Source organism: Mycobacterium sp. TH-M82 (assembly GCF_057473605.1).
In genome coordinates, this window is the sequence record NZ_JBYCKY010000051.1 from 1 (window position 1) to 3,271 (window position 3,271).

General features: G+C 67.6%; 3 protein-coding genes. All 3 read right to left on the bottom strand.

Features of this window, described 5'->3' with window-relative positions; genetic code table 11:
- The coding region (locus AC2VON_RS01640; RefSeq protein ID WP_486951373.1) for an alpha/beta hydrolase at positions 1–1,595 on the bottom strand (1,595 nt) is incomplete at its 3' end.
- 24 nt (positions 1,596–1,619) lie between these two features.
- Positions 1,620–2,405, bottom strand: a complete 786-nt coding sequence (locus tag AC2VON_RS01645) for an enoyl-CoA hydratase (RefSeq protein ID WP_486951371.1) — start codon at positions 2,403–2,405, stop codon at positions 1,620–1,622.
- Between the two features lie 9 nt (positions 2,406–2,414).
- Positions 2,415–3,271, bottom strand: an 857-nt coding sequence (locus AC2VON_RS01650; RefSeq protein ID WP_486951372.1) for a 3-hydroxyisobutyryl-CoA hydrolase, incomplete at its 5' end; no start/stop codon positions are given.

A 3,271-nucleotide genomic window follows, 5' to 3' on the forward strand; every position in this document is an offset into this window, starting at 1 on the left:
TTGGCCACGTCTTTGACGTAGTGATGGCCGTGCCCGGACGGCACGTCGACGGCGACCGCCATGTCGGCCGAGACCTGGAGGAAGGTCACCACCGGAATCCAATTCATCTGGGGCAACACGTCGTAGCCGCGTGGCTCGGCCAACCAGTCCGGTCTGCGGAACAGCAGCTCCGGGCTCCACCAGGCGATCGGGTCGGACGCGTGTTGCAGATACACCACCCGTATTGAACCCGGCGGGCCCCACGGGTCGGGGCGATCCAGATCGTCCGGGCGGGCGACGAACCGCACGTGGCGGCCGTCGTCGTAAATCGGCAGCCACTCCGGTGAACCCGGATCGCGGTTGACGGTCAGGTCCCGCCAGATGGTGTTGTTGAAGGTCGGCCCGGAAAACAGTGCGCCGTCGGTGCGGGCCAGCACGTTGTAGAGGTTCTCAAACGGCGCCTCGCCGCCGAACGAGCCCAGGCTCTCCCCGAACACCACAAGCTTGGGCCGCCGGGCCTCCGGCATCACCCGGACCAGCTTGTCGACGGCTTCGAACAGCGCCGTCCCGGCCTGGCGGGCGTTCTCCTTGTCCACCAGAAAGGACAGCCAGCTGGGCAGAAACGAATACTGCATGCTCACGATCGCGGTGTTGCCGTTGTAGATGTATTCCAGCGCCGAGGCTTCCGCTTCGTTGATCCAGCCGGTGCCGGTGGTGGTGGCGACGGCGACGACGGCGCGGCCCAGACCTCCGGTGCGTTGCAGTTCACGGGCGGCCAACTCGGCGGTGGCTTTGATCCCGCGGGCGGAGCGCAGCCCGGCGTAGGTCCGGATCGGTTCGATCGCCGGAGTTCCGTTGAACTTGCTCAGTTGGCCGACGGTAGGACCGCTGGTCACGAAGATACGGCCCTGATGGCCCAGCGACTTCCAGGAGGCCAGTGACTCCGGGCCGCCGGAGCGCAGCGGCGTGCTCGGCGCAGGCCGGTTCGGGGTCATCTCGTCGTTGACCGCGGCGAAGGTGTTGTTCATGGTGCGCATTGCTACCTTCGCCACGACGCCGTTGAGCACCGCGATGCTCAGCGCCACCAGCAGCGACACCACGACGACCGTCGAGACCCGCCGCGGTGCCACCCGGTCGAGTTGCCGCACCAGGAACCCGAACAGCTTTCGGGTCAGCTGACCCAATTCCACCAGCACGAACAGCACCACCATGGACAGCGCGGCAGCCGTGGGGTAGTCGTGCCACGTCAGGTGCGCTACCCCCATCAGGTCGCGGACCTCGTCCTGCCAGGTGTGAAACTCAACGATCATCGCGGCCATGCCGACGCTGCCGAGTGCTATCAGCACCATCCAGGCCCACCGGGGCGCCGGCGGGCTGGTGTCCTTCGAGCGCAGGTAGCGGACCAGCCACACCGCGAAGACCCCGAGTCCGTAGCCGACAGCACCCGAACCGCCGCTGACCAGCCCCTGGAACAGCGGGCCGCGGGGCAACAGCGACGGCGTCAGCGACAGCCAGAGCAGCACCAGGCCGGCGGCGGTGCCGGTGAAGGTGTAGTGGCGCACCCACCACGGCTTCGATGCGGGCGGAGATTCGACGGCGGGTTCAGGGCCGGCCAGTGCGCGCTCGCTCACATCGACTGCCTAACGGTGCGTGAAGTTGGGGGCGCGTTTGTCGATAAACGCCGTCATACCCTCGGTTTGGTCGTCGGTGGCGAAGGTCGAATGAAACAGCCGGCGCTCGTAGAGCAACCCTTCGGTCAGGCTGGACTCGAACGCGCGGTTGACGGCCTCCTTGGCCATCCGGGCCGCCGACAGCGACATCCCCGCGATGGTGTCGGCGACGGCCTTGGCCTGATTCAGCAGGTCATCAGCCGGCACCACCCGTGACACCAGCCCGCTGCGTTCGGCCTCGGCGGCGTCGATGGTGCGCCCGGTCAGAATCAGGTCCATCGCCTTGGCCTTTCCGATGGCCCGGGTCAGCCGCTGCGAGCCGCCCATGCCGGGCAGCACCCCTAGCTTGATCTCCGGCTGGCCGAATTTTGCGGTGTCGGCGGCGATCAGCAGGTCGCACATCATCGCCAGCTCGCACCCGCCGCCGAGCGCGTGTCCGGCGACGGCGGCAATCGTCGGGGTGCGCACCGCCGCCAGTCTGGACCAGGCAGCGAAAAGGTCCGCGGCGAACACCTCGGCGAAGCTCAGCGCGGCCATCTCCTTGATGTCGGCACCTGCGGCGAATGCCTTCGCGTTTCCGGTGATCACGATGGCGCCGATCCCCGGGTCGTCATCGAGCTCCTCGGCAGCGCCGGTGACTTCGTTCATCATCTTGCTGTTGAGCGCGTTGAGCGCCTCCGGTCGGTTCAGCGTGATCGTACCGACCCGTCCGTCGTGCTCCACCAGGATGGTCTGGTAAGCCTTTTCACAAGCCACTGCGTCTCCTTAGAAGGTGAGTTCCGGTTTTGCGGGGGCGAAATAAGCCTCGATATCGGCGGCGCCGATCTCGGACAACGTCGCCGGCGACCACGTGGGGTTGCGATCCTTGTCGACCAGTTGGGCTCGGATGCCCTCCACCAGGTCGTGAGAGTGCAGTGACGCCGATGAGACGCGATACTCCTGAGCCAGAACGTCTTCCAGCGTGGGCAGCTCGGCGGCTCGGCGCACCGATTCCAGCGTCACCGACAACGCGATCGGCGAGCGGGTGGTGATCAGGCGAGCGGCGTCGTTGGCATCGGCGGCGTCGCAGTCGGCGAGTGCGGCGACGATGTCGGCGACGGTGTCGTGCGCGTAGCACTCGTCGATCCAGTCGCGGTGCGCGGCGAGGGTGCTTGGCGGTGGTTCGACGGCGTGGGCGGCCAGTGCGGCGGTCGTTCCGCCCTTCACGATCGCGGCGGTGAAATCGCCCAAGCGCCCATGTGGCACGTAGTGGTCGGCGAAGCCCAGCGCGATGGCATCGGCCCCGGAGAACGGCGCCCCGGTGAGCGCGGCGTGCAACCCCAGCAAGCCGGGCGCCCGGGACAGCAGATAGGTGCCGCCGACATCGGGAATGAACCCGATACCTACCTCGGGCATCGCCATTTTGGTGGTGTCGGTGACCACGCGGGTATTGGCGTGCGCGCCGACACCGACACCACCGCCCATCACGATGCCGTCCATCACGGCGACGTACGGTTTGGCGAACCGGCCGATCTGGGCGTTGAGCAGGTACTCGTCGTGCCAGAACCGCCGTGCGGCGGCCCCGCCGGCGCGCGCGCTGTGGTAGATCGCCACCACGTCGCCACCCGCGCACAGCCCGCGTT